Origin of the sequence: Knoellia sp. Soil729 (genome assembly GCF_001427985.1) — a bacterium.
Classification (GTDB): Bacteria; Actinomycetota; Actinomycetes; order Actinomycetales; family Dermatophilaceae; genus Knoellia.
In genome coordinates, this window is record NZ_LMSA01000003.1 from 13,671 (window position 1) to 39,548 (window position 25,878).

Annotated in this window: 26 protein-coding genes and 1 riboswitch; of the genes, 25 read left to right on the plus strand and 1 reads right to left on the minus strand. The window is 71.1% G+C overall.

All coding sequences use genetic code 11. From position 1 onward, the window contains the following. Positions 1-95: 95 nt before the first annotated feature. The 6 genes from ASG74_RS11805 (at position 96) to ASG74_RS11830 (ending at position 4,449) form a co-directional block, all read left to right on the plus strand. Complete coding sequence (locus ASG74_RS11805) at positions 96-659, plus strand: NYN domain-containing protein (RefSeq protein ID WP_056143615.1); 564 nt, start codon at positions 96-98, stop codon at positions 657-659. Positions 660-931: 272 nt separating this feature from the next. Then, positions 932-1,492 carry an elongation factor P gene (efp, locus tag ASG74_RS11810; protein WP_056143619.1) on the plus strand — a complete coding sequence of 187 codons (561 nt, stop codon included), beginning with the start codon at positions 932-934 and terminating at the stop codon, positions 1,490-1,492. Between the two features lie 18 nt (positions 1,493-1,510). Further along, positions 1,511-1,921, plus strand: a complete 411-nt coding sequence (gene nusB / locus ASG74_RS11815) for a transcription antitermination factor NusB (RefSeq protein ID WP_056143622.1) — start codon at positions 1,511-1,513, stop codon at positions 1,919-1,921. Beyond that, positions 1,921-2,421 carry a GNAT family N-acetyltransferase gene (locus ASG74_RS11820; protein ID WP_156465388.1) on the plus strand — a complete coding sequence of 167 codons (501 nt, stop codon included), beginning with the start codon at positions 1,921-1,923 and terminating at the stop codon, positions 2,419-2,421. The genes nusB and ASG74_RS11820 overlap by 1 nt, the downstream gene beginning before the upstream one ends. Before the next feature lie 110 nt (positions 2,422-2,531). Then, on the plus strand, positions 2,532-3,971 hold the full coding sequence (locus ASG74_RS11825; RefSeq protein WP_056143624.1) for an APC family permease: 1,440 nt from the start codon (positions 2,532-2,534) through the stop codon (positions 3,969-3,971). 4 nt (positions 3,972-3,975) lie between these two features. Further along, positions 3,976-4,449, plus strand: a complete 474-nt coding sequence (locus ASG74_RS11830; protein WP_056143627.1) for a universal stress protein — start codon at positions 3,976-3,978, stop codon at positions 4,447-4,449. On the opposite strand, the gene ASG74_RS11835 is transcribed toward ASG74_RS11830, so the two are convergent. Continuing rightward, positions 4,439-4,657: a hypothetical protein gene (locus ASG74_RS11835; RefSeq protein ID WP_156465389.1), complete on the minus strand. Its 219-nt coding sequence runs from the start codon at positions 4,655-4,657 to the stop codon at positions 4,439-4,441. The genes ASG74_RS11830 and ASG74_RS11835 overlap by 11 nt on opposite strands. Positions 4,658-4,857: 200 nt before the next feature. On the opposite strand from ASG74_RS11835, the gene pyrR reads away from it, so the two are divergent. From pyrR to ASG74_RS11930, 19 genes are all read left to right on the plus strand, one after another. Continuing rightward, positions 4,858-5,454 (plus strand): bifunctional pyr operon transcriptional regulator/uracil phosphoribosyltransferase PyrR, encoded by a 597-nt coding sequence (gene pyrR / locus ASG74_RS11840; RefSeq protein ID WP_056143633.1) that lies wholly within the window; start codon positions 4,858-4,860, stop codon positions 5,452-5,454. An 8-nt stretch (positions 5,455-5,462) separates the two neighbouring features. Further along, entirely contained in the window at positions 5,463-6,458 is a 996-nt protein-coding gene (locus ASG74_RS11845; RefSeq protein ID WP_056144684.1) for an aspartate carbamoyltransferase catalytic subunit, read from the plus strand. Beyond that, positions 6,455-7,747, plus strand: a complete 1,293-nt coding sequence (locus ASG74_RS11850) for a dihydroorotase (protein WP_056143635.1) — start codon at positions 6,455-6,457, stop codon at positions 7,745-7,747. Before ASG74_RS11845 ends, ASG74_RS11850 begins: the two co-directional genes overlap by 4 nt. After that, positions 7,744-8,916, plus strand: a complete 1,173-nt coding sequence (gene carA / locus ASG74_RS11855; protein WP_056143638.1) for a glutamine-hydrolyzing carbamoyl-phosphate synthase small subunit — start codon at positions 7,744-7,746, stop codon at positions 8,914-8,916. Before ASG74_RS11850 ends, carA begins: the two co-directional genes overlap by 4 nt. Continuing rightward, positions 8,916-12,233, plus strand: a complete 3,318-nt coding sequence (gene carB, locus ASG74_RS11860) for a carbamoyl-phosphate synthase large subunit (protein ID WP_056143643.1) — start codon at positions 8,916-8,918, stop codon at positions 12,231-12,233. Before carA ends, carB begins: the two co-directional genes overlap by 1 nt. Further along, on the plus strand, positions 12,230-13,120 hold the full coding sequence (locus ASG74_RS11865) for a dihydroorotate dehydrogenase electron transfer subunit (protein WP_056143645.1): 891 nt from the start codon (positions 12,230-12,232) through the stop codon (positions 13,118-13,120). The genes carB and ASG74_RS11865 overlap by 4 nt, the downstream gene beginning before the upstream one ends. Next, positions 13,120-14,082 (plus strand): dihydroorotate dehydrogenase, encoded by a 963-nt coding sequence (locus ASG74_RS11870; protein ID WP_056143647.1) that lies wholly within the window; start codon positions 13,120-13,122, stop codon positions 14,080-14,082. Before ASG74_RS11865 ends, ASG74_RS11870 begins: the two co-directional genes overlap by 1 nt. Continuing rightward, entirely contained in the window at positions 14,079-14,942 is an 864-nt protein-coding gene (gene pyrF / locus ASG74_RS11875; RefSeq protein WP_056143650.1) for an orotidine-5'-phosphate decarboxylase, read from the plus strand. Before ASG74_RS11870 ends, pyrF begins: the two co-directional genes overlap by 4 nt. 123 nt (positions 14,943-15,065) lie before the next feature. Next, positions 15,066-15,383, plus strand: a complete 318-nt coding sequence (mihF, locus tag ASG74_RS11880; protein ID WP_056143653.1) for an integration host factor, actinobacterial type — start codon at positions 15,066-15,068, stop codon at positions 15,381-15,383. Beyond that, entirely contained in the window at positions 15,380-15,958 is a 579-nt protein-coding gene (gene gmk / locus ASG74_RS11885) for a guanylate kinase (RefSeq protein ID WP_056143655.1), read from the plus strand. The genes mihF and gmk overlap by 4 nt, the downstream gene beginning before the upstream one ends. Before the next feature lie 4 nt (positions 15,959-15,962). Further along, positions 15,963-16,226: a DNA-directed RNA polymerase subunit omega gene (rpoZ, locus tag ASG74_RS11890; protein WP_056143659.1), complete on the plus strand. Its 264-nt coding sequence runs from the start codon at positions 15,963-15,965 to the stop codon at positions 16,224-16,226. Between the two features lie 7 nt (positions 16,227-16,233). Continuing rightward, positions 16,234-17,529, plus strand: a complete 1,296-nt coding sequence (locus tag ASG74_RS11895; protein ID WP_056143661.1) for a bifunctional phosphopantothenoylcysteine decarboxylase/phosphopantothenate synthase — start codon at positions 16,234-16,236, stop codon at positions 17,527-17,529. A gap of 115 nt (positions 17,530-17,644) precedes the next feature. Next, positions 17,645-18,865 carry a methionine adenosyltransferase gene (gene metK / locus ASG74_RS11900; protein WP_056143665.1) on the plus strand — a complete coding sequence of 407 codons (1,221 nt, stop codon included), beginning with the start codon at positions 17,645-17,647 and terminating at the stop codon, positions 18,863-18,865. A gap of 4 nt (positions 18,866-18,869) precedes the next feature. Beyond that, positions 18,870-19,670, plus strand: coding sequence for an alpha/beta fold hydrolase (locus ASG74_RS11905; protein WP_056143668.1), 801 nt, complete (start codon positions 18,870-18,872; stop codon positions 19,668-19,670). Positions 19,671-19,680: 10 nt separating this feature from the next. Beyond that, positions 19,681-21,732, plus strand: coding sequence for a primosomal protein N' (locus ASG74_RS11910; RefSeq protein ID WP_056143671.1), 2,052 nt, complete (start codon positions 19,681-19,683; stop codon positions 21,730-21,732). A 56-nt stretch (positions 21,733-21,788) separates the two neighbouring features. Next, entirely contained in the window at positions 21,789-22,757 is a 969-nt protein-coding gene (gene fmt, locus ASG74_RS11915; RefSeq protein ID WP_056143674.1) for a methionyl-tRNA formyltransferase, read from the plus strand. Next, the gene (locus ASG74_RS11920) at positions 22,757-24,262 is read left to right on the plus strand and encodes an RsmB/NOP family class I SAM-dependent RNA methyltransferase (RefSeq protein WP_056143677.1); all 1,506 of its coding nucleotides are present in this window, start codon (positions 22,757-22,759) and stop codon (positions 24,260-24,262) included. The genes fmt and ASG74_RS11920 overlap by 1 nt, the downstream gene beginning before the upstream one ends. Positions 24,263-24,295: 33 nt before the next feature. After that, positions 24,296-24,952 (plus strand): ribulose-phosphate 3-epimerase, encoded by a 657-nt coding sequence (gene rpe, locus ASG74_RS11925; protein WP_056143679.1) that lies wholly within the window; start codon positions 24,296-24,298, stop codon positions 24,950-24,952. Between the two features lie 2 nt (positions 24,953-24,954). Continuing rightward, complete coding sequence (locus ASG74_RS11930) at positions 24,955-25,518, plus strand: pentapeptide repeat-containing protein (RefSeq protein ID WP_056143682.1); 564 nt, start codon at positions 24,955-24,957, stop codon at positions 25,516-25,518. Positions 25,519-25,647: 129 nt separating this feature from the next. Continuing rightward, a riboswitch (FMN riboswitch) is annotated at positions 25,648-25,778 on the plus strand. The last annotated feature ends 100 nt before the right edge of the window (positions 25,779-25,878 follow it).

A 25,878-nucleotide genomic window follows, 5' to 3' on the forward strand; every position in this document is an offset into this window, starting at 1 on the left:
CCGTGCCCGGCTCTCGTTCGGTGGAAACCCGGTATGCCGTGACGGGAGAGCGTGCGCCACCTCGCCTCGACCGGGTCGAGACCTAGACTCCGAGCATGTCCGACACCGAAGTGCTGACCTACGTCCTCGTCGACGGCGAGAACATCGACGCCACCCTCGGCACCTCGATCCTCGGCCGGCGCCCGCAGCCCGACGAGCGCCCGCGCTGGGACCGGCTCCTGTCCTTCGCCCGTGAGAAGTGGGAGCAGGACGTGCGCGGCCTGTTCTTCCTCAACGCGTCGACGAGCATGCCGATGTCGTTCATCCAGGCGCTCAACGCGCTCGGGTTCACTCCGGTGCCGCTGTCCGGGTCGGCCGACGTCAAGGTCGTCGACGTCGCCATCCAGAAGACGCTGCGCGCCATCCGCGACCGTGACGCCGACGTCATGCTCGTCAGCCACGACGGCGACTTCCTCGAGGAGCTCGAGGCCCTGCTCGACGACGAGCGCCGCGTGGGGGTCATGGCGTTCCGCGAGTTCCGCAACAGCGGCTTCACGGCGCTCGAGGCCGACGGGCTCGAGAGCTTCGACCTCGAGTACGACGTCAGGGCCTTCACCTCGCCGCTGCCGCGCATCCGGGTCATCCCGATCGACGAGTTCGACCCCTCGCAGTTCCTCTGAGCGACCGAACCCCACCCCGCCACACCTTTTCCGGCGCATCACGGATACGGAGGGTTCGGCCCGGAACGGTTCCCGGCCGAACGCTCCCTTGACGGGACCAGCCGGAAAAGGGGAGGTGTGGGGGAGGGGTGGGAGCCGGTGGATTCGGGCGGGCGCGCCTTCGCGGATAGACTCCCGACGAATCTTTTGCACCAGACGTCCGTGACTGTCCGCGCTCCGTGCGCAGGCGGCATACCGGATCCTTGAAAATTTCTCCTTGAAAGTGATGACACGTGGCATCGACGAACGACCTCAAGAACGGCCTCGTCCTCAACCTCGAGGGCCAGCTCTGGACCGTGGTGGAGTTCCAGCACGTCAAGCCCGGCAAGGGCCCGGCCTTCGTGCGCACCAAGCTCAAGCACGTCCTCTCGGGCAAGGTCGTCGACAAGACGTTCAACGCCGGCACCAAGGTCGAGACCGCCAACGTCGACAAGCGCAACATGCAGTACCTCTACAACGACGGCACCGACTACGTGTTCATGGACGGTGACACCTACGACCAGATCACCGTGACGCCGGCCATCGTCGGTGACGCGGCCAAGTTCATGCTCGAGAACCAGGACGCCATCGTCGCCCGCCATGAGGGCAACGTGCTCTTCATCGAGCTGCCCGCGTCGGTCGTCCTCGAGATCCAGTACACCGAGCCGGGCCTGCAGGGCGACCGCTCCACCGGTGGCACCAAGCCCGCCACCCTCGAGACCGGCGCCGAGATCGGTGTCCCGCTCTTCCTCAACACCGGCGACAAGGTCAAGGTGGACACCCGCGACGGGTCCTACCTCGGCCGCGTCAACTGATCGGCGGCTGCTCTCCACATGGGTGCCCGGACCAAGGCGCGCAGACGCGCCATCGACCTGCTCTTCGAGGCGGAGCAGCGTCAGCTCAACGCCAGTGAGCTGCTCAGGGAGCGCTTGGCCACGCCGGTGACCGAGGTCCCGCTCAACGAGTTCACCGCCGACCTGGTCACGGGGGTCGTGGGGCACTGGACGCAGATCAACGACCTGCTCACGACCTACTCGCAGGGTTGGTCGCTCGAGCGCATGCCGGCGGTCGACCGCGCGATCCTGCGGCTCGGCGCCTACGAGGTGCTCTTCTCCGAGGTGCCGGAGGCGGTGGCGATCAGCGAGGCCGTCGCGCTCGCGAAGGAGCTCTCGACCGACGACTCACCCAAGTTCGTCAACGGGCTGCTCGCCCGCCTGGCCGAGGTCAAGCCCACCCTGGTCTGATGACCGACGTCCGGCTCGCCACGGCCGCCGACCTGCCCGGGTTGGCGGCCGTCGAGGCATCGGGGGACACGTTGTTCGAGACGGTCTTCGACGAGGTCCACTGGCCACCGCCGCCCTCCGGCAAGGAGCGAGCGGCCGAGCCCGGGTTCCTGCTCGTGACCGGCGAGCCCGTGGTGGGGTTCGCTCACGTCCTCGAGCTGGGTGGTGGGTGGCATCTCGAACAGCTCGTGGTCGACCCTGCCCACGGTCGGCGTGGTCTGGGCACCAGTCTCGTCGATGGCGTATGCCGGGAGGTCACTCTGCGTGGTGGCCGGGAGGTCACGTTGCGCACGTTTGCGGACGTGCCCTGGAACGCGCCGTTCTATGAGCGTCAGGGGTTCGTCGAGCTGGAGGCGGAGCCGGACTGGATGGCGCCGCTGCGCGCAGCCGAGGAGCGGATCGGGCTGACGCGACTGGGGCGTCGCATCGCCATGGTGCGGACGTCGGCCCCGCTGGTCTGACAGCGACTCCTGGTCCGCGACTGCCCCCGTCGCTCGCCGCGCGCCCGTGCCGGTGCGTTGTTAGGGTCGACTGGGCGAGCCCGCCACGCGGGCAGGAAGAGGGGGACCCCGTGCTTGACGAGAGCGATGCGCCAGCCCTGGTGGGCGATGAGGACGACGGCCTCAAGAGGTCCATCACCGGGCGGCTCCTCTACTTCTACGTCCTGGGTGACGTCCTCGGATCGGGGATCTACGTCCTCATCGGGCTCGTCGCGGCGGCCGTGGGGGGCGCCTTCTGGATCGCGTTCGCGGTCGGCATCACCATCGCGACGATCACCGGGCTGGCCTACGCCGAGCTGGTGACGAAGTTCCCCCAGGCGGCCGGGGCAGCCCTCTACGTCAACAAGGCCTTCGGCAACCGGGCGCTCACGTTCCTCATCACCGTCTGCATGCTCTCGGCGAGCTTCGCGGCCGCAGGCTCACTCGCGACCGGGTTCTCCCACTACTTCAGTGAGGTCTGGGACCTCCCGCCGGCGCTGCTGGTCACGCTCGTGTTCATCCTCATCCTCGCCGTCGTGAACTTCATCGGCATCACGGAGTCGGTGGTGGCCAACATGGTCATGACCTTCGTCGAGATCGCCGGCCTGGTCATCGTGGTCATCATTGGCATCGTCTACGTCGCGCAGGGCAAGGCGGACTTCGGCACCCTGGCCCAGCTGGACACGGGTGACCAGAGCCCGGTCTTTGCCATCATCGCCGGCGTGGCACTCGCGTTCTTCGCCATGACGGGCTTCGAGAACGCCGCCAACGTCGCCGAGGAGACGGTCGAGCCGTCCCGGACCTTCCCCAGAGCCCTCATCGGCGGCATGGTCACCGCCGGCCTCATCTACGTCGTCGTGGCGGCCACGGCCGCCCTCGTCGTGCCGGTGGGTACGCTCGCCAAGTCCGACGCCGCCCTGCTCGAGGTCGTCAAGGCGGGGGTCCTGCCCGTCCCCGTCGGCGTCATGACCATCCTCTTCGCCGTCATTGCGATGACGGCCATCACCAACACCACGCTCGTGGCCGTCGTCACCCAGTCGCGCATCCTCTACGGCATGTCCCGTGAGGACGTCGTGCCCGGCGTCTTCGGCCGCATCCACGCCAACCGGCGCAGTCCGTGGGTGGCGCTGAGCTTTGCCGCCGCCGTGGTGTGCGGCCTGCTCGTCGTCGGCGCAGCCCTCAACCGTGCCGGGGTCGGGGTCGACGTGGTCGAGCGGCTGGCGCTGGTCACCGTCGTCTTCACGTTGTTCATCTATGCCCTCGTCATCGTCTCGGCCCTCAAGCTGCGAGGTGAGGAGGAGCGGGAGGACGTCTACCACGCGCCGACCGTGCTGCTGTGGGTCGGCATCCTCGGCAACATTCTGCTGCTCGGCTACGTCGTCATCGACGACCCCGGGTCCCTCATCTGGTGTGCCGGCCTGCTCGCCCTCGGCGGCATGCTGTTCGTGGCCGAGCTGCTCTTCGGGCGCTCGGGCGCACGCAGCAAGAACTCGGGCGAGCCCTCAGAACCCGACCCCACGCAGGAGGCCTGACGACATGCACGTGATCATCGCCACCGACGGCTCCAAGCAGTCGCTCACGGCGGCCCGCTACGCCACGACCGTGCTCGACGCCACGAAGGTCACCGACGTCTCGGTGCTCGCGGTGGTGCGGCCCCTGGCCGCTGTGTCCTTCTCCAACGAGCTCGGCCCGTCCTCGGCGGGGCGGGCAGCGGGCGAGGGCGCGTCCTTCCGCGCGGACGCCGAGGCCGCGATCGAGGTCGTGGCGCAGGTCTTCGCCGACTGGGGTCCCAAGGTGCACAAACGCACCCGCAGCGGCTCGCCGGCCAACGAGATCATCAAGGCCGCGACCCAGCTCCGCGCCGGCCTCATCGTCGTCGCCAGCGGGTCGCGCGGCATCAGCGAGACGGTGCTGCTGGGCAGCACGGCTCAGCGCGTGCAGCAGTACGCTCCCTGCCCGGTGCTCGTCGTGCGGCCGTCCAAGAAGCCGCGCCGAGCGGTCAGGTCCTGACGCCGGCCGTCGCGGCTGTCGCAGTGATCGCGGTGGTCGCGGTCGGCAGCTGCGCGCCGAAGACCACCTCGGGCCACGCGGCACGGGCCAACCAGGCGCGGTAGGTGTCGGCGTCCGCGTCCTTGGGCGGGAAGAGCGCTGGTGCCCCATCCGTGCCGGTGGCGCACCTGTCGACGGATGGGGGCGGAGTCAGGGCGGGAGCGTGCACGGTGCCTCCTTCGGCGGTCTGCGGGTCGAGCCATTGCATCACATGTTGTTTGGTCAGGCATAGTGAGTGCTTATGGATCCCGAGTGCTGGACGGTCCGGGCAGGCCGGGTTGGGCGAGCGCGGACCCAGTCGCTACAGTGAGGCGACCGACATCCTTTAACGACCTGTCCAGTGAGGCAGGGAAGGAGGTCACGACACCGATGTGTCCTGACGCAGCTGTGCCCGACCGCTCCTCGAGTGTGACCGACCCCGCGAACGACGACGGGAGGACGGTCCTCGGAGCCGCCGACATCTCTCGGGCGTTGCGCCGCATCGCCCACGAGATCCTCGAGGCCAACAAGGGCGCCGACGGCCTCGTCCTGCTCGGCATCCCCTCGCGAGGTGTGCCCCTCGCCCGCCGCCTCGCGGCGGTCATCGCCGAGTTCGAGGGCAGCGACATCCCCGTCGGCAGCCTCGACGTGACGATGTACCGCGACGACCTGCGGCGCCAGCCCACGAGGGCGCCGCTGCCCACCGAGATCCCCGAGGGTGGCGTCGACGGCAAGACGGTCGTCCTCGTCGACGACGTCCTCTACAGCGGTCGCACGGTGCGGGCCGCGCTCGACGCGCTCGCGGACCACGGACGCCCCGGAGCGGTGCGGCTCGCGGTCCTCGTCGACCGCGGTCACCGGGAGCTCCCGATCCGGGCCGACCACGTCGGCAAGAACCTCCCGACGGCCCAGACCGAGAAGGTCCGCGTGCGCCTCGCCGACTTCGACGACGCCGACAGCGTGACCATCACGGGGGGTGCGCGATGACGATCACCATGCCGCGCCACCTCCTGTCGATGGCCGACCTGGACGCCGAGGGCATCCGCACCATCCTTGACACGGCCACCCAGATGCACGACGTGCAGAAGCGTGAGGTCAAGAAGATCCCGACCCTGCGGGGCCGCACGATCATCAACCTCTTCTTCGAGGACTCCACGCGCACCCGCAGCTCCTTCGAGATCGCGGGCAAGTGGATGAGCGCCGACACGATCAACATCACCGGCAAGGGCTCGTCCGCCTCCAAGGGTGAGTCCCTGCGCGACACCGTGAGGACCATCGACGCGATGGGGGTCGACGCCATCGTCATGCGGCACGGCGCCTCGGGGGCGGCGCACCAGGTCGCGAGCTGGGTGCAGGCCCACGTCATCAACGCGGGTGACGGCACGCACGAGCACCCCACCCAGGCGCTGCTCGACGCCTACACGATGGAGCGCCGGCTCGGCTCGCTCGAGGGCAGGCACGTCGCCATCGTCGGAGACCTCACCCACTCACGGGTCGTGCGCTCCAACCTCATCTCGCTGCGCCGCCTCGGTGCCGACGTCACCGTGGTCGCGCCTCCCACCCTCATGCCCAGCGGCATCGGGACCTGGGCGCAGCGCGAGGGCTTCGCCCTCAGCCACGACCTCGACGAGGTGCTGCAGGCGCAGGGGCCGGGGCGCCCGGTCGACGCGCTCATGATGCTGCGGGTGCAGAAGGAGCGCATGAGCGGCGGCTACTTCCCGACCGCGCGCGAGTACACCGTCGGCTACGGCCTCACCAGGGACCGGCTCATGCGGCTGACGGACGCCAACCCCCACCTCGTCATCTGCCACCCCGGCCCGATGAACCGTGGCCTCGAGATCAGCGCCGACGCCGCGGACGCGGCCCAGAGCCTGGTCCTGGACCAGGTGAGCGCCGGTGTGGCAGTGCGGATGTCGGTGCTCTACCACCTGCTCGCCGGGGCCGACGACCCCATCGGAGCGGTGGCCACGAACGAAGGGAGCGCCGCATGAGCGACCTGCTCATCACAGGGGCCAGGCTCCTCGGGGGCGAGGCCAAGGACGTCCTCGTTCTCGGGGGCACGATCGCCGAGATCGGTGCCGCCCTCGACGCCCCGCGCGACGTGGAGACCGTCCAGGCCGAAGGCCTCGCGCTGCTGCCCGGACTCGTCGACCTCCACACGCACCTGCGTGAGCCGGGTCGTGAGGACGCCGAGACCATCGCCACCGGAGCGGCTGCCGCCGCAGTGGGTGGTTTCACGGCGGTGCTCGCCATGGCCAACACGAGCCCGGTGACCGACACCGCCGAGGCCGCCGAGCGCATCCTCGACCTCGGCCGTGCCACGGGCCTGGCCGACGTGCAGCCCATCGGCGCCGTGACCAAGGGCCTGGAGGGTGCGGAGCTCGCCGAGCTGGCGCTCATGCACCGCTCGCGGGCCGTCGTCCGCGTCTTCTCCGACGACGGCCACTGCGTCCACGACGCACGCGTCATGCGCCGGGCCCTCGAGTACGTCCGCGCCTTCGGCGGCGTGGTGAGCCAGCACAGCCAGGACCCCGACCTCGCCGGCTCCAGCGCGTGCTGCCACGAGGGCGAGCTCAGCGGCCGGCTGGGCCTGCCCGGCTGGCCCTCCGTCGCGGAGTCGACGATCATCGCCCGCGACGCCCAGCTCGCCCGCCACACGGGTTCGCGGGTCCACGTCGCGCACGTGAGCACCGCCGAAGGGGTCGAGGTGCTCCGCTGGGCAAAGGCGCAGGGCATCGACCTCACCGCCGAGGTGACACCCCACCACCTGCTGCTCACCCAGGACCTCGTGAGCAGCTACGACCCGACCTTCAAGGTCAACCCGCCGTTGCGCCCGACCGAGGACGTCGAGGCACTGCGCGCCGCCCTCGTCGACGGCACGATCGACGCCGTCGCGACCGACCACGCGCCCCACGCCCGGCACGACAAGGAGCACGCCTTCGTCGACGCGGCCTTCGGCATGCTCGGGCTCGAGACCGCCTTCGCCGTCGTCCACGACACTCTGGTGCGCGGTGGGCAGCTCGACCTCGCCGGCCTCGCCGACCGCATGTCGGTCGCACCCGCCCGCATCGCCGGGCTGGCCGACCACGGTCAGCCCCTGGCGGTCGGTGCCCCGGCCAACCTCGTCCTCGTCGACACCGAGTCCACCCAGACGGTGGACGCCTCGGCATCGAAGTCGTTGTCCCGCAACAATCCATGGCACGGCATGAGCTTCACCGGTGCCGTCCACACGACGATCCTGCGCGGCAGGGTCACGGCTCGCCAGGGAGTAACCGAATGACAGCTGCACTCCACCTGCGGGAACCGGCAGTGCTCGTCCTCGAGGACGGCCGCACCTTCACCGGACGGTCCTACGGCAGCCGCGGCGAGACCGTCGGGGAGGCCGTCTTCTGCACGGCCATGACCGGCTACCAGGAGACGCTCACCGACCCGAGCTACCACCGCCAGGTCGTGGTCATGACGGCCCCTCACGTCGGCAACACCGGCTGGAACGACGAGGACGACGAGTCCTCTCGCATCTGGGTGTCCGGCTACGTCGTGCGCGACCCCGCACTGCGCCCCTCCAGCTGGCGTTCCCAGCGCTCCCTCGAGGACGAGCTCGTCACCCAGGGCGTCGTCGGCATCTGCGACATCGACACGCGCGCCCTCACGCGCCACCTGCGCGAGCGCGGCGCGATGCGGGTCGGCATCTTCTCCGGCGAGGACGCCCGTATGCCGTCCGCCCACCTCCTCGAGCGCGTCACCGCCGCGCCCGCGATGGCGGGTGCCTCGCTCGCACAGGAGGTCAGCACCGACGAGGCCTACGTCGTGGAGGCGGTGGGGGAGAGGCGCTTCACCGTGGCCGCGATCGACCTCGGGATCAAGGCGATGACGCCGCACCAGATGGCGCAGCGCGGCATCGAGGTCCATGTTCTCCCGGCGACCTCGACGTTCGAGGACATCAATGCCATCGACGGCCTGGATGGTGTCTTCTTCAGCAACGGTCCCGGTGATCCCTCGGCCGCCGACCACGAGGTCGGCGTCCTGCGCGAGACGTTGGCGGCCGGCATACCGTTCTTCGGCATCTGCTTCGGCAACCAGCTGCTCGGACGCGCGCTCGGCTTCGGCACGTTCAAGCTCAAGTACGGCCACCGAGGCATCAACCAGCCGGTCATGGACCGCAGGACCCGCAAGGTCGAGGTCACCGCGCACAACCACGGGTTCGCGGTCGACGCTCCACTCGACAAGGACACCGAGACCGAGTTCGGGACCGCCAGTGTCTCGCACGTCTGTCTCAACGACGACGTCGTCGAGGGTCTCGAGCTGCGTTCTGCCTCAGGCGAACTCACCGCCTTCTCGGTGCAGTACCACCCGGAAGCCGCAGCGGGCCCGCACGACGCGGCCTACCTGTTCGACCGTTTCGTCGATCTCCTCCAACAGCAGACCACCAGCGAAGGGGCGAACGCCTGATGCCGAAGCGTGACGACATCACCAGCGTCCTCGTCATCGGGTCCGGCCCGATCGTCATCGGCCAGGCCTGCGAGTTCGACTACTCCGGCACCCAGGCCTGCCGTGTCCTGCGTGAGGAGGGCGTGCGCGTCATCCTCGTGAACTCCAACCCGGCGACGATCATGACGGACCCCGAGTTCGCGGACGCGACCTACGTCGAGCCGATCACCGCCGAGGTCGTCGAGAAGATCATCGAGAAGGAGCGCCCGGACGCGGTGCTCGCGACCCTCGGTGGCCAGACGGCTCTCAACTGCGCGATCGCGTTGCACGAGAACGGAGTCCTGGAGAAGTACAACTGCCCGCTCATCGGCGCCAACGTCGAAGCCATCCAGCTCGGCGAGGACCGCCAGCTCTTCAAGGGGGTCGTCGAGCGCTGCGGCGCCGAGAGCGCGCGCTCGGTCATCGCCCACACCATGGACGACTGCCTCGCGGCCGCCGACGAGCTCGGCTACCCGATGGTCGTGCGCCCGTCCTTCACCATGGGGGGCCTGGGCTCCGGCTTCGCCCACGACGAGGCCGAGCTGCGTCGCATGGCCGGGGCGGGGCTGCAGGCCAGCCCGACGACCGAAGTCCTGCTCGAGGAGTCGATCACCGGCTGGAAGGAGTACGAGCTCGAGGTGATGCGCGACCACAAGGACAACGTGGTGGTCGTCTGCTCCATCGAGAACCTCGACCCCATGGGCGTGCACACCGGCGACTCGATCACCGTCGCACCCGCGCTCACCCTCACCGACCGCGAGTACCAGCGGCTGCGTGACGTCGGCATCGCGATCATCCGCGAGGTGGGTGTGGACACCGGCGGTTGCAACATCCAGTTCGCGGTCAACCCGCGCGACGGGCGCATCATCGTCATCGAGATGAACCCGCGGGTCTCGCGCAGCTCGGCCCTGGCGTCGAAGGCGACCGGCTTCCCGATCGCCAAGATCGCCGCCAAGATGGCCATCGGCTACACCCTGGACGAGGTCCCCAACGACATCACCCGCGAGACGCCGGCGAGCTTCGAGCCGAGCCTGGACTACGTCGTCGTCAAGGTGCCCCGCTTCGCGTTCGAGAAGTTCCCCTCCGCCGACGACACCCTCACGACGACGATGAAGTCGGTCGGCGAGGCCATGTCGATCGGCCGCAACTTCACCGAGGCGATGCAGAAGGCGCTGCGCTCGGTCGAGAGCAAGGGCTCGTCCTTCCACTGGCGCGGCGACACCCCGACGCGTGAGGAGGCGCTCGAGCTGCTCGAGGTCGCGGCGCGTCCCACCGACGGCCGCATCGTCACCGTCCAGCAGGCGATGCGTGGCGGCGCGAGCGTCGAGGAGACCCACGAGGCCACGGGCATCGACCCCTGGTTCCTCGACCAGTTCGAGCTGCTCAACGACGTCGCCCGCGAGGTCGCCGAGGCACCCGAGCTGACGCCGGAGCTGCTCCGGCTGGCCAAGCGCCACGGCTTCAGCGATGCCCAGCTGAGCGAGCTGCGGCGTATGCCGGAGAGTGTCGTTCGCGGGGTCCGTCACGCCTTGGGGGTGCGCCCCGTCTTCAAGACCGTGGACACGTGCGCCGCGGAGTTCGACGCGCAGACCCCGTACTACTACAGCTCCTACGACGAGGAGAGCGAGGTCGCGCCCCGCGAGCGCGAGGCAGTCATCATCCTGGGCTCGGGTCCCAACCGCATCGGTCAGGGCGTCGAGTTCGACTACTCGTGCGTGCACGCCAGCTTCGCCCTGCGCAAGGCCGGCTACGACACCATCATGGTCAACTGCAACCCCGAGACGGTCTCGACCGACTACGACACGAGCAGCCGCCTTTACTTCGAGCCGCTGACCCTCGAGGACGTGCTCGAGGTCTTCCACGCGGAGCAGCAGGCCGGGCCCATCGCCGGCGTCATCGTGCAGCTCGGCGGACAGACTCCTCTCGGGCTGGCGCGAGCCCTCAAGGACTCGGGCGTGCCCATCGTCGGGACCTCTCCGGAGGCGATCGACCTCGCGGAGGACCGCGGGGCCTTCGGGCGAGTTCTCGCGGAGGCGAAGCTGCCCGCCCCGAAGCACGGCACGGCATACAGCGCTTCGGAAGCACTGGAGGTCGCCCGCCACATCGGCTACCCGGTCCTGGTGCGTCCCTCCTACGTCCTCGGTGGACGCGGCATGGAGATCGTCTACGACGACGAGACCCTGGTGACCTACGTCGAGCGCGCCACGCACGCCTCGCCCGAGCACCCGGTGCTCGTCGACCGCTTCCTCGACGACGCCATCGAGATCGACGTCGACGTGCTCTACGACGGCACCGAGATGTACCTCGGGGGAGTGATGGAGCACATCGAGGAGGCGGGGATCCACTCCGGCGACAGTGCCTGCACCCTGCCCCCCGCGACGCTGGGCAACGCCGAGATCGAGCTGGTGCGCGAGAGCACGCTCAAGCTGGCCCGGGGGATCGGTGTCGTCGGCCTGATGAACGTGCAGTTCGCCCTGGCGCAGGACATCCTCTACGTCCTCGAGGCCAACCCGCGTGCCTCCCGCACGGTGCCGTTCGTCGCCAAGGCGACCGGGGTCGCCCTGGCGGGTGCGGCGAGCCGGATCATGCTCGGCGCGAGCATCGCCGAGCTGCGCGCCGAGGGAGTCCTGCCGCCGAGTGGCGACGGTGGCAACCTGCCGCCGCACGCGCCCATCTCCGTCAAGGAGGCCGTGCTGCCGTTCTCCCGGTTCCGCCGGGCGGACGGCTCGATGGTCGACAGCCTGCTCGGACCCGAGATGCGCTCCACCGGCGAGGTCATGGGCATCGACACGACGTTCGGCCGCGCCTTCGGCAAGAGCCAGCTCGCGGCATACGGGGGACTGCCGCAGAGCGGCACGGTCTTCGTCTCCGTCGCCAACCGCGACAAGCGCGCCATGCTGTTCCCGGTCAACCGGCTCGTCGACCTCGGCTTCGACATCGTGGCGACGTCCGGGACCACGGATGTGTTGCGGCGCAATGGCATTCCCGCCAAGGTCATCCGCAAGATCACCGAGCGCGAGGGCGACGCCGAGTCCAGCGACTCCCGCTCCATCGGTGAGCTCATCCTCGAGGGTGAGATCGCCATGGTGATCAACACGCCCACCGGCCAGAGTGCCCGCGCCGACGGCTACGCGATCCGGGCCGCCGCCAACACCGCCGATGTCCCGCTCATCACCACCGTCCAGGAGTTCGCGGCAGCGGTGCAGGCCATCGAGGCCCTGCGCCGGGGCGACCTCACCGTCACCTCGCTCCAGGAGCACGCGCGCCACCTCGACCTCATGCAGGTGGCCGGTCGATGAGCACCGCCACGCGAGACAGCGGCGTCGTCCAGGTCCGGGGTGAGGTCATCGCCATCCGGCGGGCCGGTGCCTACCACCACCTGACGATCGTGGCGCCGGGCGTCGCCGAGCTGGCGCGTCCGGGGCAGTTCGCGGCCCTGGCCGTGGGCGGGCCGACGACCGGCAACCTGCTGCGCCGCTCCTTCTCGATCCACAAGGTCAGCCCGTCGGGCACCTACGGCGGCACGCTCGACCTCGTCATCGCTGCCAAGGGCGCCGGCACCGAGTGGCTCACCGCGCTGCGGGCCCACGACACGGTCGACGTCGTCGCACCGCTCGGCCGGCCGTTCCCGCTCCCGACCGAGGCCGTGCCGACCGTCCTCGTCGGTGGCGGCTACGGCTCCGCGCCGCTGTTCTGGCTGGCCGACGTCCTGCGCGAGCGCGGGTGCACCGTGGAGATGGTGCTCGGCGCTGCCTCCGAGGACCGGCTCTTCGGCGTCGTCGAGGCACGACGGGCCGCCGACCGGGTCACCGTGACCACTGACGACGGGTCCGCAGGCCAGCGTGGCTGGGTGAGCGACGTGCTGCCCGAGGTGTTCCGGCGCACGGGGGCCCCGGTGGCCTACGCCTGTGGGCCCATGGGCATGCTGCAGTCCGTCACCCGCGTCGCTGCCGAGCACGGTGCGGTGGCCCAGGTCGCCGTGGAGGAGTCGATGGCCTGTGGCGTCGGCGTCTGCATGACCTGCGTCATGCCGGTGCGGGGCAAGGACGGGGTCACCGCCATGGTGCGCTCCTGCGTCGAGGGTCCGGTCTTCCGCGGTGACCGCATCCGTTGGGAGGCCTTCCACGACGGGGTGTGTGGCGTGCCCGAGGACGCCGTGGGTGCCCCGAAGGTCGGAGGTCACTGATGGCCGTCGACCTGTCGGTGACCCTGTCCGGCCGCACCCTCCCCAACCCCGTCATGACGGCGTCCGGGTGCGCCGCCAACGGCCGCGAGCTGCACCGCTTCTTCGACGTGTCCACGCTCGGGGCCTTCGTCACCAAGACGGTGATGATGGACCCGCGCTCCGGTCGGGGCACGCCCCGCATGGCGGAGACGAGCTCGGGGATGCTCAACTCCATCGGGCTCCAGGGTCCGGGCATCCACGCCTTCGTCGCCAAGGACCTGCCGTGGCTGAAGTCGGTCGGGGCGCGCGTCCTCGTCTCCATCGCCGGCAACACGGCCGGTGAGTTCGCCGACGTGGCCAAGGTGCTGGTCGACAGCGACGCGTTCGACTGCGTCGTCGGCGTCGAGGTCAACATCTCCTGCCCCAATGTCGCCAACCGTGGGCTGGTCTTCGCCTGCGACCCGCTGGCGTCGGGCAAGGTCATCGCCCTCGTGCGCGAGCAGCTGCCGCGCGACGTGCCGATGTTCGCCAAGCTCACCCCGGACGTCACCGACATCGTCTCGATCGCCGATGCGGCAGTGAAGTCGGGCGCGACCGGGCTGACGATGATCAACACCCTGCTCGGCATGGTCATCGACACCGACCGGCTGCGTCCCCAGCTCGGTGGGATCACGGGTGGGCTCTCGGGACCGTCGATCCGGCCCGTCGCCGTGCGGGCGCTGTGGCAGGTCACCGCCGCCATGCGCGAGGGCCGCTTCCTGACCGTCCCCCTCATCGGGGTCGGGGGAGTGCGCACCGGTCGCGACGCGCTCGAGCTCATCGCCGCCGGGGCGACCGCCGTCCAGGTGGGCACCGCAACCTTCAACGACCCGACCGCTCCCCAGCGCGTCCTCACCGAGCTCGAGGCGCTCGCCGAGTCCCACGGCGTGGCCCGCATCAGCGAGCTCGTCGCGGTCGCGCACGACAGGATGGTGATCCCGTGACTCCACCCACCACGCCGACCTTCGGTCAACGACTGCGTGCGGCGACCGCTCAGCACGGGCCCCTCTGTGCGGGCATCGACCCGCACCGGGCCCTGCTCGCGTCCTGGGGGCTGGGCCACGACCTCGACGGGCTGCGCGCCTTCACGTCCGCCTGCGTCGAGGCCTTCGGCGGCCACGTGGCCGTGGTCAAGCCCCAGTCCGCCTTCTTCGAGGTCTTCGGCTCGCCCGGTGTCGCTGTGCTCGAGGGCGCGATCACGGAGCTGCGCGAGCGTGGCACCGTCGTCCTGCTTGATGCCAAGCGCGGAGACATCGGCACGACCATGGACGCCTATGGGCAGGCCTTCCTGGGCAAGGACGCGGTCGACCCGCCGGACGCGATGACCCTGAGCCCCTACCTCGGCTACGGCTCGCTGCGGCCGGCGATCGACCTCGCCGAGCAGAACGGGCGAGGTGTCTTCGTCCTGGCGCTGACCTCGAACCCGGAGGGCGCGCAGGTCCAGCACGCGGTCCACGAGCACCGCTCGGTGGCCGGCTCGGTCGTCGACGGGGCAGCGGCGGACAACGCGGCGGCGCGGGCCCGTGGAGAGCTCGGCCATGTCGGCCTGGTCGTGGGTGCCACCGTCGGCACTGCGGTCCAGGACCTGGGCCTCGACCTCGCTGCCATGGGTGGCCCGATTCTCGCGCCGGGGGTGGGTGCGCAAGGCGGCACGGCAGACGACCTCAAGCGGGTCTTCGGGAACGCCCTGCCCCACGTCCTGCCCGCGAGCAGCCGTGAGGTGCTGTCGGCAGGGCCCGACGTCAGGGCGCTGCGAGCCCGTGCTGCCCGGTCCAACGAGGCGGTCGCAGCCCTGCTGGCCTGAGGTCCTCGTGCGTGGCGGTGATCGCACCCTCGTGCCAGTGGGATCCGTCCAGCTCAGCATGGTTAAATCGCCGGAGGCGTTGAGAAGCAGCGCCGCCCGAGATTTCCACGGAGGACTTCCGCCATGGCACTCCCGCCACTCACACCGGATCAACGCGCCGCTGCACTGGGCAAGGCAGCCGAGGCCCGCCGCGAGCGGGCCGAGGTCAAGAACCGCCTCAAGTACGCACAGGGTGACCTCGGTGAGGTCATCGACCAGGGGAAGAAGAACGACGTGATCGGCAAGATGAGGGTCTCGGCCCTCCTCGAGTCCCTCCCCGGCGTCGGTCGCGTCAAGGCCAAGGCCCTCATGGAGGACATCGGCATCAGCCAGAGCCGTCGTGTCCGCGGTCTGGGGCAGAACCAGATCACTGCCCTGCTGGCGCGGTTCGACAAGGCGTGAGCGGCCCCTCCCGTCTCACGGTGCTCGCCGGTCCGACCGCGGTCGGCAAGGGCACGGTGGCAGCCTTCGTGCGCGAGCACCATCCCGACGTCTGGCTGTCCGTGTCTGCGACCACGCGCCGGCCGCGGCCCACCGAGGTCGACGGACGCCACTACCACTTCGTGTCCAACGAGGAGTTCGGCCGCATGGTCGACCAGGGCGACTTCCTCGAGTGGGCCACCGTGCACGGTCGCGCCCAGTACGGCACGCCACGCGGGCCCGTCGAGGCGGCGCTGGCACAGGGTCGTCCGGCCCTGCTCGAGATCGACCTGCAGGGTGCCCGCCAGGTCCGCGAGACCATGCCGGACGCGTTGTTCGTCTTCCTGGCGCCCCCGAGCTGGGACGAGCTGGTGCGCCGGCTCGTCGGCCGGGGCACCGAGTCGCCGGAGGAGCGCGAGGTGCGCCTCACGACGGCCAGGGCGGAGCTCGCGGCCGCCGAGGAGTTCGACGTGACCCTCGTCAACGACGACGTTCGTCGCGTGGCCGACGAACTCGTATCATTGATGCGCACCCCCCAACAGACGAAACGAGACTGATTCCGTGTCAGGCACCAAGGCCAACCCCATCGGCATCACCAACCCGCCGATCGACGAGCTCCTCACGCACGCCGACTCCAAGTACTCCCTGGTCCTCTACTCGGCCAAGCGCGCCCGTCAGATCAACGCCTACTACGCGCAGCTCCAGGACGGCCTCCTCGAGTACGTCGGCCCGCTGGTCGACTCCGAGGTCCACGAGAAGCCCCTGTCCATCGCGCTGCGCGAGATCAACAACAACCTGCTGACCTCAGAGAAGATCGAGGACTGAGCTCCACGTGCGCGTCGTCCTCGGTGTGGCGGGCGGCATCGCGGCCTACAAGGCATGTTCGCTCCTGCGCCTGCTCGCCGAGGCGGGTCATGACGTCACGGTCGTGCCGACCGCCGCTGCGCTGAGGTTCGTCGGAGCCCCTACCTGGGCGGCGTTGTCGGGCAAGCCGGTCAGCACCGACGTGTGGAGCGACGTGCACGAGGTGCCGCACGTGCGCCTCGGCCAGGAGGCCGACCTCGTCGTCGTGGCCCCGGCGACCGCCGACCTGCTGGCCCGGGCCGCGACCGGCCAGGCCGACGACCTGCTCACCAACGTCCTGCTCACCGCGCGCTGCCCGGTCGTCATGGCCCCGGCCATGCACACCGAGATGTGGGACCACCCTGCCACCCAGGCCAACGTCGCCACCCTCTCCGAGCGCGGCGTGCACGTCGTACCCCCCGCCAGCGGGCGCCTCACCGGCAAGGACACGGGACCGGGACGGCTTCCCGACCCCGAAGAGCTGTATGCCGTGTGCGAGCGCGAGCTCGCCCGCTCCGCTTCCGCGTCGGCCTCCGTTGCGCCTGCGGGTGCGGCGGCTCCAGCAACCCCATCCGCAGACGCTGCGAGGGGTGGGGGCGACCTCACCGGCCGTCGGGTCGTCGTGAGCGCCGGTGGCACGCGCGAGCCGCTCGACCCGGTGCGCTTCCTGGGCAACCGCAGCTCCGGCAAGCAGGGCCACGCCCTGGCTGTCGCCGCGGCGGCACGCGGTGCACTGGTGACGCTCGTGACCTCCGCGCCCACTGACGTGCCAGGCATCGACATCGTCCCGGTCGAGACCGCCCTGCAGATGCGTGAGGCCGTCCTCGAGGCCGCCGCACGCAGCGACGTGGTCGTCATGGCGGCCGCGGTCGCCGACTTCCGGCCGGCGACCTATGCCCCGTCGAAGATCAAGAAGACGCATGACGTGCAGGCGGACGGCGGCGAGGACGACTCCGCGCCGACGATCACGCTGGTGCGCAACCCCGACATCCTCGCCGAGCTCGTCGCGACCCGTGGCGGCGCCAGCAGCCCGGTCATCGTCGGGTTCGCCGCCGAGACCGGCGACGCCGAGGGCTCAGTGCTCGAGCACGCCCGCGCCAAGCTTGAGCGCAAGGGCTGTGACGTGCTCGTCGTCAACGAGGTGGGCGAGGACAGGACCTTCGGCGCCGACGACAACACCGTGACGATCCTGCGCCGCGTCTCCGACGAGGGCATCGAGGTCGGACCGGCGAGCAAGGCAGCGGTCTCCGACGCCGTCTGGGACGTTGTCGCACCCCTGCTCTGAGGCCCGGCCCTGCCGCCTCGTGGTCGCGTCCACGCGGCTGAGCCGGACACGTTAGATTTGACCGTCTCGCGCCGCGCGGCGCGGGGAACCGTTCCCGCACGAAGGAGTACCCCGGGTGGCTGCACGCCTGTTCACGTCCGAGTCCGTCACCGAGGGGCACCCCGACAAGATCTGTGACCAGATCTCCGACTCGATCCTCGACGCCATGCTCGACCAGGACCCACGCGCCCGGGTCGCGGTCGAGACGATGGTGACCACCGGGCTCGTCCACGTCGCCGGCGAGGTGACGACCGAGGCCTACGTCGAGATCCCCAAGATCGTGCGCGACACCGTCCTCGGCATTGGCTACGACTCCTCCACCAAGGGCTTCGACGGCACCTCCTGCGGCGTCGAGGTCTCCATCGGCCAGCAGAGTCCCGACATCGCCCAAGGTGTCGACACGGCATACGAGAGCCGCACCGGCGGCGTCGACCCCCTCGACAAGCAGGGCGCCGGCGACCAGGGCCTCATGTTCGGCTACGCCTGCGACGACACGGCCGAGCTCATGCCGCTGCCGATCTACCTCGCACACCGCCTCGCCGAGCAGCTCACGGCGGTGCGCAAGAGCGAGGCCCTGCCCTACCTGCGGCCCGACGGCAAGACCCAGGTGACCATCGGCTACGAGGGTGACAAGGCCGTCAGGCTCGACACCGTGGTCCTGTCGACGCAGCACGCCGACGGCATCTCCCTCGAGGGCCTGCTCAGCCCCGACATCGAGAAGCACGTCATCGCGCCCGTCCTGGCCGGTCTGGCCGAGGAGGGGACCGACCTCGACACCTCGAGCTACCGCTCGCTCATCAACCCCACCGGCACGTTCGTCATCGGCGGACCCATGGGAGACGCCGGACTGACCGGCCGCAAGATCATCGTCGACACCTACGGCGGCATGGCGCGCCACGGCGGCGGCGCCTTCTCGGGCAAGGACCCGAGCAAGGTGGACCGCTCGGCCGCCTACGCCACTCGCTGGGTCGCCAAGAACGTCGTCGCCGCCGGCCTCGCCCGCCGCTGCGAGGTGCAGGTCGCCTACGCGATCGGCAAGGCCCAGCCGGTCGGCATCTACGTCGAGACGTTCGGCACCGAGACCGTCCCCGCGGACAAGATCCAGGACGCGATCCTCACGGTCTTCGACCTGCGGCCCGCAGCGATCCTCGACGCGCTCGACCTGCTCCGGCCGATCTACAAGCCGACGGCTGCCTACGGCCACTTCGGTCGCACCACCGCCGAGGGCGTCCACAACCCCTTCACGTGGGAGCGCACCGACCGCGTCGAGGACCTCCAGCGCGCAGTCAAGGGCTGATGAGATGAGCTCCCGCGGTCGCGCGCCTCTCCTGGCTCACGACGACCGGGGGAGCGGCCCGGCCGTCGTGCTCCTGCACTCCGGGGTCACCGACCGCGGCATGTGGACTCCCGTCATGCCGGCCCTCAGCAATGCCCGCCGCGTCATCGCGCCGGACCTGCGGGGGTTCGGCGAGACGCCCGTGCCCGGCGGGCCCTACGCCGACGCCGACGACGTGGTCCACCTGCTCGATGCGCTCGGTGTCGGGCGCGCCGCGTTCGTCGGTGCCTCCTTCGGGGGCCGGGTCGCGCTCGAGGTGGCTGCCAGGCACCCGGACCGGGTGAGCTCCCTGGTCCTGCTGTGCACCGCCTACCGCGGGCTCGAGGTCACCGACCCAGTGGTCCAGGCCTTCGGCGAGCGCGAGGAGGAGCTGATCGAGGCCGGTGACGTCGACGGCGCAGTCGCCCTCAACGTGGCCACGTGGGTCGGGCCGCAGGCGAGCGAGCAGGCTCGTGCCGACGTCGCGCGGATGCAGCGCCGCGCCTTCGAGGTCCAGCTCGCCGCCGATGCGCTCGACCCGCCGCCACAGCCCGAGCGGGTCGAGGTCGAGCCGGGCTCCATCCACGTGCCGACGCTCGTGGTGTCCGGCGCGCTCGACGTGGCCCACCACCGCGACATCGCCACCCTCCTCGCTCGCGAGATCGACGGCGCCGAGCTGGTCGAGCTGGACTGGGCCGGCCACCTGCCCTCGGTCGAGCGCCCCGACGAGACGGCCGCGCTCGTGCTCGAGCACCTGGACCGCGAGGGTGTCCGTCCGACCGGCTAGTTTCGGGGACATGACCGAGTCGGGTGAGGGAACGCAGCTGGAGCTCATCCAGCCCACGCGACGTCCCCGGCCACGGCCGGTGTCCGGCGGCGAGCCGGTCGCAGAGGTGGACCCGGTCGCGGCTGTCCTCGTCGACACCGGGCTGGCCCACCTCGACCGGCCGTTCGAGTACCTCGTGCCCGCCGCCATGTCCGACGACGTCGTCGCCGGAGCGCGCATCAAGGTGCGTTTTGCCGGGCAGGACCTCGACGGCTTCGTCATCTCCCGCTCGGCCCAGGCCGAGCACGAGGGCCGCCTCGCCACCATCCGCAGGGTCGTGTCGCCCGAGCCGGTGCTCACCCCCGAGGTCCTCGCGGCAGCGCGACAGGTCGCGCAGCACTACGGCGGTGTCGTCGGCGACGTCCTGCGCCTGGCCGTGCCACCTCGTCATGCGGCGGCCGAGAAGGCCCTGCCAGTCGAGTGCCCCGAGGTCGGCGACGTGCCCGACCTCGAGTCCCCAGCCTGGAGCCGGTATGCCGGTGGGCCGGCCTTCCTCGCACGCGTCACCTCCGGCGACGCTCCTGCCGCCTCCCTCCTGGCGGCGCCGTCGGTGGACGCGGAGGACGATTGGCCCGGACTGCTCGCCGATGCCGCGGCGGCAGCGCTCGCGGGAGGCCGGGGGAGCATCCTGCTCGTGCCCGATGCCCGTGACGTGGCCCGGGTCGAAGCGGCCCTGACCGCGCGCCTGGGCAAGGGGCACCACGTCCGGCTGACCGCGGACCAGGGGCCGCAGGCTCGCTACACGGCATACCTCAAGGTTCTGCGCGGACACGTGAAGGTCGTCGTTGGCACCCGGGCCGCCGGGTTCGCCCCGGTGCACGACCTGGGTCTCATCGCCTGGTGGGACGACGGCGACGACCTGCACGACGAGCCTCGCGCCCCCTATCCGCAGGTTCGCGAGGTGGCGCGTATCCGTGCCTCGCTGCACGGTGCGGCGCTGCTGTCCGCCGGCTTCACCCGCACCGCGGCCCTGGCCCAGTGGTGCGCCGAGGGTGTGGCCGTCCCCCTCGAGGCCGACCGGTCGCTGCTGCGCCGCACGGTGGCGCGGGTGCGCATCGCCGGCGAGGGCTCGGACCTCGCCCGGGACCCGGCGGCGGCGCGCGCGCACCTGCCGTCGTCGGCGTGGCAGGTGGCCAAGGAGGCGCTCACCCGCGGGCCGGTGCTCGTGCAGGTGCCTCGGCGCGGCTACCTTCCCTCGCTGTCGTGCCAGGAGTGCCGCCGGCCGGCGCGGTGCCGCGTGTGTTCTGGGCCGCTCGGGCTCAAGGGCCCCGGCCAGCCCCCGACCTGCCGCTGGTGCGGCGCGGTCGAGACCCACTTCGAGTGCCCGCACTGCGGTTCTCTGCGGCTGCGCTCGTCGGTGGTGGGCGCCCGGCGCACCGCCGAGGAGCTCGGCCGCGCCTTCCCGGGCGTGCCGGTCACGACGTCCGGCGCCGGTGCCGTCGTCGACCACGTGGACTCCCGGCCGCGGCTCGTCATCTCGACGCCGGGGGCCGAGCCCGTGGCGGAGGGTGGCTTCGCCGCCTGCCTCCTGCTCGACGCGTGGGCGCTGCTCGACCGGCCATCCCTCGACGCGGGCGAGGAGTGCCTGCGACGCTGGACCAACGCCGTGGCGCTGACCAGGGGTGCCGGAGACGGGGGAGTGGCGGTGCTCGCGGGCGGCCCGACCCACACCACGGTGCCGGCGATCGAGGCGCTGGTGCGCTGGGACCCGGCGTGGTTCGCCGCACGTGAGCTGTCCGAGCGCGCCGACCTGTCGCTTCCGCCGACGGCCCGCGTGGCCACGCTGACCGGCCCCCGACAGGCACTGCAGGCCGCTGTGGGCGAGATGCGGCTCGGAGCGTCCGTGCGGGTGCTCGGGCCACTACCCGTCGCGGCCGAGACGGAGCGCCTGGTGCTCAGTGCGCCACTGCCGCAGGGTCCTGCGCTGGCGGTCGAGGTGGCCGCGATGCGTGCCCGGCACTCCGCCCGCAAGGAGACCTCACCGGTCGCGGCACGACTGGACCCCCGAGATCCCACGAGCTGAGCCGCCCGTGCGGTTCGTAGACTGCCCAGCGTGATGAGCAACGTGCGGTGCGCCCGATGAGGCTGGTCTTCGCCGGCACCCCCGACACCGCGGTGCCCGCCCTCGAGGCCCTCCTGGACTCACCGCACCAGGTCGTCGCCGTCCTCACCCGTCCCGACGCGCGGTCAGGCCGCGGTCGAACCCTGCACCCCTCGCCGGTCAAGGCGGTCGCGGTGGAGCATGGCATCGAGGTGCTCACACCCGCCTCGCCGCGTGACCCGCAGTTCCAGGCACGGCTGCGTGAGATCGCGCCGGACGCCTGCCCGGTCGTGGCCTACGGCGCGCTGCTGCCTCGTGAGGTCCTCGACATCCCGGCCCACGGCTGGGTCAACCTGCACTTCTCGGTCCTGCCCGCGTGGCGCGGGGCGGCTCCCGTGCAGCGCGCGATCATGGCCGGTGACGAAGCCACGGGAGCCACGACCTTCGTCATCGAGGAGGGGCTCGACACCGGTCCCGTGCTGGGCGTCATGACCGAGACGATCCGTCCCGACGACACCTCAGGAGTCCTGCTGGACCGCCTCGCCCACGCGGGGGCCGGCCTGCTCCTCGCCACGATGGACGGCCTCGAGAGCGGGGATCTCCAACCGGTCCCACAGCCCAGCCAGGGCGTCTCGCACGCCGCCAAGCTGACCACCGCCGACGCCGAGATTCCCTGGAACACCCCGGCGTATGCCGTGAGCCGCCACGTGCGCGGCTGCACCCCCGCGCCGGGAGCCTGGACGACTCTGCGTGGAGAACGTCTCGGCGTCGCCCCCGTGCGCCTGGCCGCCGAGGAGGACCTTGCCCTCCTCGGCGACGCGCCTGCACTGGCGCCGGGCGAGATCCACGCGACGAAGCGGTCGGTCCTCGTCGGCACGGCGTCCGGCGCGGTGACGCTGGGCGAGGTGCGGCCGCAGGGCAAGAAGCCGATGGCGGCCGCCGACTGGGCCAGAGGCGTGCGCCTCGGCGCCGGTGAGGCCTTCGCGCGCGCCACTACGCTGACCTGATGCCCGCCCCAGACTCCGCCCGACAGCCCCGACGCCCGCAGGGTCGTTCGGGCCCCCGTGGCAGCCAGCGTTCGTTGCAGAAGCCGAGCGAACGGGCCAAGCACGCCGAACCGGCACGCTTCGCGGCATACACGCTGCTGAGGGCGGTGGAGGAGGGCGCCTACGCCAACCTGGAGTTCCCGGCGATTCTTCGGCGCCACCGGCTCGACTCGCGGGACGCGGCGTTCGCGACCGAGCTGGCCTTCGGCACGCTGCGGATGCAGGGCTTCTACGACGCCGTCATCCAGCGTGCAGCCGGTCGTCCCCTCGCCAAGATCGACGCCGGCGTCCTCGACGTCCTGCGGCTCGGCGCGCACCAGCTGCTCGGCATGCGCGTGCCGGCCCACGCCGCCGCCGACCAGACGGTCGGTCTCGCGCGCACCGTGAGCGGTGCCGGTGCCAGCGGCTTCGTCAACGCGGTGATGCGCCGCGTGAGCGAGCGGACGCGCGAGGAGTGGGTGCGCGAGGTCGTCCCCGGGGACGGCTCGACCGGGGCGCTCGCCACCGAGTACTCCCACCCCGAGTGGGTCGTCAGTGCGCTGCGCGGCGCGCTCCTGACGCAGGGCCGGGCCACCGCCGAGACCATCGACGGCGAGCTGCGCGCCCTCCTCGAGAGCGACAACACCCCTGCCAAGGTCAGTCTCGTCGCCCGCCCCGGGCTGGCGACGGTCGGCGAGCTCGTCGAGGCGGGTGCCACGGCGAGCGAGACCTCACCCTTCGGTGCCGTCCTCGACCACGGCGACCCGGGCAACATCGCGGCCATCCGCGACCGCCGGGCGGCAGTGCAGGACGAGGGGTCGCAGCTGCTCGCAGCCGCACTGGCCCTCGCCCCGGTCGCCGACGACGCGCCCGAGCGCTGGCTCGACCTGTGCGCCGGACCCGGGGGCAAGAGCGGCGTCCTCGGCGCGCTCGCAGTCCAGGACGGTGCCGACCTCGTCGCCGTGGAGGTCAGCGACCACCGGGCTGAGCTCGTGCGGACGACGCTCGAGCCCGTCACCGCCATGGCCCGGGCAGCCGGGCGCCGCATCGAGGTGCGCACGACGGACGGGCGCGACATCGGGGAGGCCGAGCCGGCGGCCTACGGACGCGTTCTCGTCGACGCGCCGTGCACCGGGCTCGGTGCCCTGCGGCGCCGACCTGAGGCGAGGTGGCGGCGCCAGCCCGGCGACCTCGCGCAGCTCGCACCCCTGCAGCGCGACCTGCTCCGCAGCGCCCTCGACGCCGTGGCGCCCGGCGGAGTGGTCGGCTACGCCACGTGCAGCCCACACCCGGCCGAGACGACGTTCGTCGTGCGCGACGTGGTCAAGAAGCGCGACGACATCGAGGTCGTCGATGCGCGCGAGTTCTTCCGCGACGCCTCGGGCGAGGTGCTCCACGACCTCGGTGACGGTCCCGAGGTCCAGCTGTGGCCGCACGTGCACGGCACCGACGCGATGTTCTTCACGCTGCTGCGCAAGAAGGCCTGAGGGCTCGGCGCCGGCCACCCGTAGGCTGGCGGCGTGCAGATCTCACCGTCGATCCTCTCCGCCGACTTCGCCAACCTCCAGTCCGAGCTCGACGCGATCTCGAACGCGGACTGGGCGCACGTCGACGTCATGGACAACCACTTCGTGCCCAACCTCACGCTCGGCCTGCCGATCGTCGAGGCGCTCCTCAAGGTCTCGCCGATCCCCCTGGACTGCCACCTCATGATCGAGGACCCCGACCGCTGGGCGCCGGGCTACGCCGAGGCCGGCGCGCAGTCGGTGACCTTCCACGTCGAGGCTGCCCGCGACCCGAGGGCGCTGGCGCGCACGCTGCGGGCCGCCGGGGCTCGCGCGGGCATGGCTCTCAAGCCCGGGACCCCGTGGGCTCCCCATGCCGACCTGCTGCCCGAGCTCGACATGGTCCTTGTCATGACGGTCGAGCCGGGCTTCGGTGGGCAGTCCTTCATGGCCGACCAGATGCCCAAGGTGGAGCAGGTGCGCCAGTCCGTGAAGCAGCACGGCGGCGAGGTGTGGATCCAGGTCGACGGGGGAGTGTCCGCCACAACCATCGAGCAGTGCGCCGAGGCCGGGGCGGACGTCTTCGTCGCCGGGTCCGCGGTCTACGGGGCCGAGTCCGCCACGTCCGCGGTGGACGAGCTGCGCGAGCTCGCGGCCAGGCACGCGCACTGACCGTGGTCGACCAGCCGGTCACGTCCCTGCCACCCGGTGGGGTGCTGCGGGGGCGCGAGGTCACGGGGGAGGAGCTCAGCGGGCTGAGCTGGGAGAGTGCCACGCTGCTCGGCTGCACCTTCGAGGAGTGCACCTTCACGAGCTGCAACTTCTCGATGACGGCCCTCACCGACACCCGGTTCGTCGAGTGCACCTTCGTCGGCTGCAAGCTGCTCGCAGTCAACTGGGCCACGACGGCTGCGGGATCCCTTCTCGCACAGCCGCTCCGGTTCGAGCGCTGCCGGCTCGACGGGACGACCTTCGCCGGACTCGACCTCACCGGCTTCGTGTTCCGCGACTGCCAGCTCACTGACGTGGACTTCACCGAGGCCGACCTGCGGCGCGTCGACTTCGCCGGGTCCGAGCTCTCGGGTGCTCGCTTCGTGGGAAGCGACCTGCGCGACTGCGACCTGCGGGGCACCCGTGGCCTCGCGCTTGACCCGCGCGAGAACCGGCTCAAGGGCGCCCGCCTCGACCTCGGCGCCGCACCAGGCCTGCTCGACGTCTTCGGCATCCAGATCTCCTGAATCCTTGCCTTGTGTGTCTGAGCGCGAGGTGGGACTCGCGCTCAGACACACAAGGCGGGGTTGGAGGGGTGGGGGACGTCACGGTGAGACGGCCTTCGGCTCGCGGGGTCGCTGCGGCATACTGGGTGGTGACGTGCTCCGGGGTCGGTGCAATTCCGAACCGGCGGTGACAGTCCGCGACCCGACCGCAGCCAGCGGCCGGTTGACTGGGTGGAACTCCCAGACCGACGGTGAGAGTCCGGATGGTAGGCAGCACGCGACAGCGGGACCCCGAGGGGTCGCGCCGTCCGACGTCATGCGTCGACGGCATCCGCTGCACCTCCCGGAGCTCGACCCACAGGTCTCGAGCACGAGGGCAGG

What these genes read in the sequence shown, in the direction of transcription:
- mihF (WP_056143653.1), top strand. Translation starts at nt 15,066, where the DNA reads ATGGCACTCCCGCCACTCACACCGGATCAACGCGCCGCTGCACTGGGC.
- ASG74_RS11805 (WP_056143615.1), top strand. Translation starts at nt 96, where the DNA reads ATGTCCGACACCGAAGTGCTGACCTACGTCCTCGTCGACGGCGAGAAC.
- ASG74_RS11845 (WP_056144684.1), top strand. Translation starts at nt 5,463, where the DNA reads ATGCCGCGCCACCTCCTGTCGATGGCCGACCTGGACGCCGAGGGCATC.
- carB (WP_056143643.1), top strand. Translation starts at nt 8,916, where the DNA reads ATGCCGAAGCGTGACGACATCACCAGCGTCCTCGTCATCGGGTCCGGC.
- ASG74_RS11920 (WP_056143677.1), top strand. Translation starts at nt 22,757, where the DNA reads ATGCCCGCCCCAGACTCCGCCCGACAGCCCCGACGCCCGCAGGGTCGT.
- ASG74_RS11830 (WP_056143627.1), top strand. Translation starts at nt 3,976, where the DNA reads ATGCACGTGATCATCGCCACCGACGGCTCCAAGCAGTCGCTCACGGCG.
- ASG74_RS11905 (WP_056143668.1), top strand. Translation starts at nt 18,870, where the DNA reads ATGAGCTCCCGCGGTCGCGCGCCTCTCCTGGCTCACGACGACCGGGGG.
- ASG74_RS11910 (WP_056143671.1), top strand. Translation starts at nt 19,681, where the DNA reads ATGACCGAGTCGGGTGAGGGAACGCAGCTGGAGCTCATCCAGCCCACG.
- ASG74_RS11870 (WP_056143647.1), top strand. Translation starts at nt 13,120, where the DNA reads ATGGCCGTCGACCTGTCGGTGACCCTGTCCGGCCGCACCCTCCCCAAC.
- fmt (WP_056143674.1), top strand. Translation starts at nt 21,789, where the DNA reads ATGAGGCTGGTCTTCGCCGGCACCCCCGACACCGCGGTGCCCGCCCTC.
- ASG74_RS11820 (WP_156465388.1), top strand. Translation starts at nt 1,921, where the DNA reads ATGACCGACGTCCGGCTCGCCACGGCCGCCGACCTGCCCGGGTTGGCG.
- carA (WP_056143638.1), top strand. Translation starts at nt 7,744, where the DNA reads ATGACAGCTGCACTCCACCTGCGGGAACCGGCAGTGCTCGTCCTCGAG.
- nusB (WP_056143622.1), top strand. Translation starts at nt 1,511, where the DNA reads ATGGGTGCCCGGACCAAGGCGCGCAGACGCGCCATCGACCTGCTCTTC.
- ASG74_RS11850 (WP_056143635.1), top strand. Translation starts at nt 6,455, where the DNA reads ATGAGCGACCTGCTCATCACAGGGGCCAGGCTCCTCGGGGGCGAGGCC.
- ASG74_RS11865 (WP_056143645.1), top strand. Translation starts at nt 12,230, where the DNA reads ATGAGCACCGCCACGCGAGACAGCGGCGTCGTCCAGGTCCGGGGTGAG.
- pyrR (WP_056143633.1), top strand. Translation starts at nt 4,858, where the DNA reads ATGTGTCCTGACGCAGCTGTGCCCGACCGCTCCTCGAGTGTGACCGAC.